Source organism: Bathymodiolus platifrons methanotrophic gill symbiont, assembly GCF_002189065.1.
Taxonomy (GTDB): domain Bacteria; phylum Pseudomonadota; class Gammaproteobacteria; order Methylococcales; family Methylomonadaceae; genus Methyloprofundus.
On record NZ_BDMN01000272.1, the window covers coordinates 1 to 6,147 of the forward strand.

General features: G+C 41.3%; 6 protein-coding genes. 3 read left to right on the forward strand and 3 right to left on the reverse strand.

The window, feature by feature from the left end; genetic code table 11:
- Nucleotides 1–1,444 (forward strand): DUF481 domain-containing protein (locus CDZ78_RS14795; RefSeq protein WP_087870702.1); only part of this gene is annotated, 1,444 nt, incomplete at its 5' end.
- Nucleotides 1,445–1,590: 146 nt separating this feature from the next.
- Entirely contained in the window at nt 1,591–2,049 is a 459-nt protein-coding gene (locus CDZ78_RS14800; protein ID WP_140414088.1) for a hypothetical protein, read from the forward strand.
- 247 nt (nt 2,050–2,296) lie between these two features.
- Here CDZ78_RS14800 and CDZ78_RS14805 read toward each other — a convergent pair whose 3' ends face one another.
- From CDZ78_RS14805 to moaA, 3 genes are read right to left on the reverse strand one after another with little or no spacing between them, the layout of a single operon-like run.
- Nucleotides 2,297–3,127: an AlbA family DNA-binding domain-containing protein gene (locus tag CDZ78_RS14805; RefSeq protein WP_087870704.1), complete on the reverse strand. Its 831-nt coding sequence runs from the start codon at nt 3,125–3,127 to the stop codon at nt 2,297–2,299.
- The gene (locus CDZ78_RS14810; RefSeq protein WP_087870705.1) at nt 3,127–3,504 is read right to left on the reverse strand and encodes a rhodanese-like domain-containing protein; all 378 of its coding nucleotides are present in this window, start codon (nt 3,502–3,504) and stop codon (nt 3,127–3,129) included. The genes CDZ78_RS14805 and CDZ78_RS14810 overlap by 1 nt, the downstream gene beginning before the upstream one ends.
- Entirely contained in the window at nt 3,505–4,512 is a 1,008-nt protein-coding gene (gene moaA, locus CDZ78_RS14815; RefSeq protein ID WP_087870706.1) for a GTP 3',8-cyclase MoaA, read from the reverse strand.
- 63 nt (nt 4,513–4,575) lie between these two features.
- Here moaA and CDZ78_RS14820 point away from each other — a divergent pair, with 63 nt between their 5' ends.
- The gene (locus tag CDZ78_RS14820; RefSeq protein WP_230990833.1) at nt 4,576–5,562 is read left to right on the forward strand and encodes an ABC transporter substrate-binding protein; all 987 of its coding nucleotides are present in this window, start codon (nt 4,576–4,578) and stop codon (nt 5,560–5,562) included.
- Nucleotides 5,563–6,147: the final 585 nt, after the last annotated feature.

Below are 6,147 nucleotides of genomic sequence, written 5' to 3' on the forward strand. Positions count from 1 at the left end.
TAGTTTTAAAACATTAAAAGGTGCTAAAACAGCAGTGGCGCTCGCTGAAGAAGTCGTGATCGTTGCTGAGGCAGCCCTCGTAAGTGCTAAAGACGTAGTCGATAATGCAGAAGAAAAAAATAAGGAAGTGGCTGAAGAGAAGCTCGTTCTTGCTGCAGATAAACTTAGCGTTGCTCAAGAGAAAGTCACTGCTGCTGAAGACAATCTGCAGACTCTTAAAAATACTATAGTGGCTGAAGGAGAACTCTTGGTAGCTCAAGGTAAGTTTAAAGTTGCCAAAGCGGAAGTTAAGGTAAACAAGCTTGAAGTTGAAGTCACTGAAGCACAGGAAGATGCCGTTGAGCAGCATGAAATCATTGTAACTGAGGAAAAGCTGGTCTTGGCAGGCGAAAAATTTATCGTTGCTCAAGAAGACGTTAAGGTTTCTGAAGAAGAGCTGATAGTCATTAAAAGCGTTATAATGGCTGATGCTAAGGGCTCAGTTACTACAGCGACTATCAGAGCTGCTGAAGCAGAACTCAAAGATACCAGTCTAGATGATAAAGTCACAGCAACAGAAGAAAAGTTGACTGTAGGGCAAGAGCAAGCAGTAACTAAAGGAGAGCTTGCAATCGCTGAGGAAAATGTCGAAATTGCTGAAGAAAAAGTTGAAGTTGCTGAACAACAGATTGAAGTCGCCGAAGATAATCTCAAATTCGCTAAAGGCGAAAAGGTCGATAATGGCCTTATGGGGACGGGGTGGTTTAAAGGCTGGGATAGTAGTCTTTCTATTGGTCTGAGCGGCTCTTCAGGCTCATCGGTTAATAGTACTTTCCAGACAGCATTTAACACCCGCTATGAAGATGAGCATGGACGCTGGGATTATAAGTCTTTTTATTTCTTTGATTCGGAAGATAAAGAGACCGGTGAAAATCAAATTAACGCTACCCTGGATAAAAATTGGTTTTTTTCTGAAACCAAGTGGTTTGCATTTGCCACGGGCGTATATGATTGGGATGAATTTAAAGACTGGAATCATCGAGTACAGTTTGGTGGGGGGCCTGGTTATCAATTTATTAAAACAGATGAGTGGGAATTTGCAGGAAGGGCGGGTCTGACTACTATTTTTGAGTTTGGTGAAACTCAATATGATTCTTTTGGTGACCCTGCCCTGAATCCTGATGGTAGTTTTCATGAGGAAAATATTATTGGCTTAGAAGGCTTGATTGGTGTTGATTTAACCTGGCATATCACGGCTAAGCAGCACTTTAGTATTTCTAACTACTTTTATCCTAGCATGACGAATGGTGGTGAATTCAGGAACCTGACAAATATAAACTGGGTACATTCCTTAGATTGGTTTGAAGGTTTGGCGGTTAAATTCGGAATACGTAATGAATATGATACCTCTGAAAAAAAACGAAATGAATTCAACTACAATTTTTCAATGCTTTGGGGATTCTAATAATTTGCTATCGTTTATTTGTTAACTTGACGGAGTTGTTGATGATGATATACAGAAAAAAAAGCTCAGTTCTAAGGTTTTTTATTGTCAGTTTGATGGTTTTTGGTACTAGTGCATGTTCGCTCTTTACGCAGACTGAACCCGAAATGAGTGCTAGCGAAGTCTGTGTCAAGCTAAATGAACTGGTTGCTGATCATGCTAATGATTTTAAACAGTTCAGGGGGGTAAGAAAAAATACTCGTCGCATAATAAATATGCAAATCTGGAATGCGGAGCGGGTATTCCCCCAGGCAAGAAATTGTCAAGTCTGGGCGTGGAGCTCGGGTTTGACTAATTATATTTGTACCTGGCAGGAATCTGGAGAATTAGAGGCCAAAGCTAGTCACGATAAAGGTGTTGAGACTGTGAAGCAATGCTTAACTGAGCAATGGAAAAGTGATTTTGTGCAGACTAGCAGTGGTGGAGGCCATACTTTTTTCCAGCAGGAAGGCTCAAAGACGGTTGTTTCCATTCGTTATTTTAAGGAATCACGCACTATTCTGGATAACTGGAAAGCAATTTTATATGTTGGCGATAAAAATAACTTAAATGCTGAAGTGAATTAACCTCCCATGTAGAGCGGACTTCAGTCCGCTAAGAAACCTTAATAAACTCCAGAACGAAAGTTGTAGCCGTATGCAGCTTGTGGAATACGGGGAAGTGACTACGCTGCTTTTCCTGTATTCCGCAAGCTCCATACAGGCTACATTAAAATTAGGCTTTCGGATATTATTAAATCAGTGTTCCTAAGGAATGTAGCTTGTGTTCTGTGGGAAGGGGCGCGCAAGGAGCGAAGATAGGCGGCTGGGTGCCTTAGCGATTCCAGCGGTGGGCAATAAACTCAACGGCTTCCTGTATATTTAAATCTCGTGTACCACCACCGGTACGTAAATAAAATTTGGGGGTTTTACCTTGATGTAAAAATACCGGGCGTGGCGAAGCTAGCACAATCAGACGGCAGACATGTTTTCCATCAGTGACATGAAACAGAGTCTTGATAAATTGGCATAGATCTGCTCCTAACTGGGCTGAAACAGCGGTAATAATGGCCTGTTCATAGCCATCCTGATTCTGGCGCTTTAAAGATTGATAGTCTTTTTCCAGGCCAATGATTTCACCTGCATCAGAGACACCAATTAACAAAGTCCCCCCCGTAGAGCTATTTAAATAACCTGCCAGAGTTTTTAAGACCACTGTTTCCAGGCTACGGTTAACTCTATTCTGTTCTAAATCCCAGCGAAATGAAGATTTGAATTCTAGTAAAGGGCTTTCCCCTTGTAGAATCAATGCATGCAAATTAACTGATAATTCCCGGCTTAAACGATTAATTCTTTGTAAACGCCAGTGTAGCATTTCATAAATCACAGCAATGATTATTCCAAATGAGGCGCCTATCTGGGCAAGAAATAAAGTTTTTTTAGGAGTGCCGCCGGTTAAAGAAATTTTTAGCTGAGTATAGCTGTAATCAAGGGCGGCGCTTAACTGGACTTGTATATCATCGCCTTCAACTTCATAAAACATAATAAAGTCATTGATCGGATAAAAAATGAAAATCCCTGTTAATGCTCCAATGACAGCAGCAAAAAAATAGAGCTTAAAACGTTGCTGCCAGAGCGCTAAAATTAATAATAAAAAGCGTTTCATTATCTATCCATCGGTAAACCAGCTTTACGCCAGCTAGTCATATGACCCTGTAAATAGCGAATATTTTTAAAGCCGGCCATAGAATAAGCCAGTTTTGTAACGCCTGCGCGCGGTCCATGTTCACAATAGATAATTAAATCGTCTTGCTTCGCATTATTTTCTAAAGCGTCGCTAGTAAAGGACTGCCAGAAAGGGATATGCTGAGCGTGAGGGATGTGACCGGAATTGAATTCCCGACTAGAGCGGACATCAATAATGATCGGAGTTTTCTCGGAATCTAATAATGCTAATAACTCGGTTTGTTTAATATGGGTTTCGCTGGAGGTGCTACAAGCTTGTAATAGAATGCTTATCAAGCTTAAAAAAAAGACTTTCATTTAACCACCTGTGGTATTCATATGACGCATAATAATGGGTTGTTCATTTAAATCAAACTCATGTTTTTCAGGCTTGATATCCATAGAGTCAATCAGTAACTGTTTTATATAATCAGTATCATTAGGGTGTGTGCGCAATGCTGTTTTTAAATCTATGGAGTGATCATTGCCCAGGCAAAGTAATAGTCGGCCTTCAGCGGTTAATCTCACACGATTACAGCTACTGCAAAAATTATGGCTATGCGGTGAGATAAAGCCTACTTTCGTGGTAGTCCCTTGTACTCGATAATAATCAGAAGGGCCAGCAGTGGTCTCGGCGATTTTTTCTAAAGTAAATTTTTCCTGTAAATCTATCAGGATCTGGTCGCTTGAGTAATAGGCTTCGGCACGGTTATGTGAATCAATAGAACCCAGAGGCATTTCTTCGATAAAGCTGATATCTATCCCTGAATCCAGTGCAAACTGAACCAGATCAACCACTTCATTATGATTGCGATTTTTTAAGATAACAGCATTAATTTTGATACTTTTAAACCCGGTCTTAATGGCGGTACGTATCCCTTTAAGTACAACGTCGAGATCGCCAGTACGGGTTAAGTCTTTAAATTTTTTAGCATCCAGTGTATCCAGGCTAATATTTAAGCGAGAGACATGGGCTTGTTTGAGTTGTTCGGCAGTGCTAGAAAGTTGAGAGCCATTAGTAGTCATGACTAACTCTTCAAGTAATGGTAAGTCGCCTATTTTTTGCAAAAGATCTAATGCATTACGACGTATTAGCGGTTCACCACCGGTGATTCTGATTTTTCCAACGCCGAGTTCGGTAAAACATTTTGCTAGCAAATAAATTTCTTCCAGACTCAGGATTTGTTCGCGCGGCAAGAAGGTCATCTCTTCAGACATACAGTACAGGCAGCGAAAATCACAGCGGTCGGTAATAGAAATACGGACATAGTCAACCGTTCGGCCGAAACGATCAACTAATTGTTTTGCTTGTTTGGGGTGGCGCATTACTTAGTTCGGTATAGATAAGACTATAATAGAAGGCTGATTTTATCATTTTTTGTCCTCACTATGTCTAAACAATCTTTATTAATTATGCCCGCCACTAAAAAAATTATATTTATCTGTATATTTCTCAGTAGCCAACTTACTTATGCGGGCGAAAAAACATTAATTCGTCTAGGTGTTTTAGCATTTGGAACGGTGAACTGGGAATTAACAGCAATGCAACAGTCGGGGATGATGGAGACTGAGAATTACCAGCTACAAGTGGTAAAAATGGCAAACCCGCAAGCAGGAAAAATTGCTTTGCTATCAGGAGCTGTGGATATGATTGTTGCTGACTGGATCTGGGTGTCTCGTCAGCGATCTCAGGGTAAAGGCTATACTTTTTACCCGTACTCCAATACTACTGGAGCATTAGTGGTTGCTAAAAATAGCTCCATTAAACAGTTGCAGGATTTAAAAGACAAGAAATTAGCGGTAGCAGGGGGCGAGCTGGATAAAAATAGTTTATTGTTACAGGCATTAATGCAAAAACAAGGGCAGGCGAAGATATTTAATAGCATGGAAAAAGTTTATGGCGCGCCGCCTCTATTAAGTCAGCAAATGACACTACAACGTGTGGATGCTCTATTGACCTATTGGCATTATGCCGCACGAATGGAGGCTGAGGGTTATAGCGTATTAATGACGGGAGCAGATATTTTACAAGGCTTAGGTGTGCAGGAAAGTGTTCCTAGCATCGGTTATGTCTTTGATCGGTTATGGGCGGATAACAATAAAGCAGCAGTACAGGCCTTTTTACAAAATACGCAGCTGACGAAAGATTTATTATGTACCGACAAGACAGCCTGGCAAGGCATTAAATCATTAACGCGAGCAAAGACAGAAGAAGTTAACCTATTATTACGTCAGAAGTACTGTGCAGGACGAATACTCAGTTGGGGAGAAAAGGAACAGCTGGCTGCTGCCAGGGTTTATCAGTATTTAAGGGAAATAAGCTCAAAACGTTTGACAGGGAATGCAGAAACCATTCAATCAGGTACTTTTTGGTGAGTGGCCTGAATGATGGTTCAGGCTTGTGTGGTGCTTGTGTAATACAGGGGTAAGTAGTATTCCCGTACCCAGAGTAAAAACTACAGCTTCTTTCTAACGCTGTTTTATCTTGTAGTTGATTCAAGATGATTATCAACGATCGCAACTCGTTTTATTCAGCAAAATAGGGCGACAGTTAAGGGAGTGATATCTATAAGGGAAATGGAAAAATTAAATCATCTAAAATTAGACGACTAATTCAGCGCGGAACAAGCTTTGTGTAGGGTATGCATCGCATACGCTGAAAATCATGGAAACGGAGCTTAGCGAAGTGGTGATTTTTAGTCCCTGATAGGCGACAGGGCAATTCGCTGATTCGACGTGTGCTAGCAGCACGCGAGAGGAGCAAGAATTGCATTCCGAATAGCCGTCCAGCCAGTGAGGTAGTAATGACGAAGCGGCTTTTGTGCGTAGTCGTTGCGGACGCAGGGCGTTCAGGGCATCTCCCATCCGCTGCGTAGGTGAACGAATTATGGCGACAGGAGTCCCGGAATTTCGTGAGGTAGCATGGCGCGCCTGCCTATAGGCTTTCAGGTAAATAATTTC

Coding starts and splice junctions, on each gene's coding strand:
- CDZ78_RS14800 (WP_140414088.1), top strand. CDS start 1,591: ATGAGTGCTAGCGAAGTCTGTGTCAAGCTAAATGAACTGGTTGCTGAT.
- CDZ78_RS14805 (WP_087870704.1), bottom strand. CDS start 3,127: ATGAAACGCTTTTTATTATTAATTTTAGCGCTCTGGCAGCAACGTTTT.
- CDZ78_RS14810 (WP_087870705.1), bottom strand. CDS start 3,504: ATGAAAGTCTTTTTTTTAAGCTTGATAAGCATTCTATTACAAGCTTGT.
- moaA (WP_087870706.1), bottom strand. CDS start 4,512: ATGCGCCACCCCAAACAAGCAAAACAATTAGTTGATCGTTTCGGCCGA.
- CDZ78_RS14820 (WP_230990833.1), top strand. CDS start 4,576: ATGTCTAAACAATCTTTATTAATTATGCCCGCCACTAAAAAAATTATA.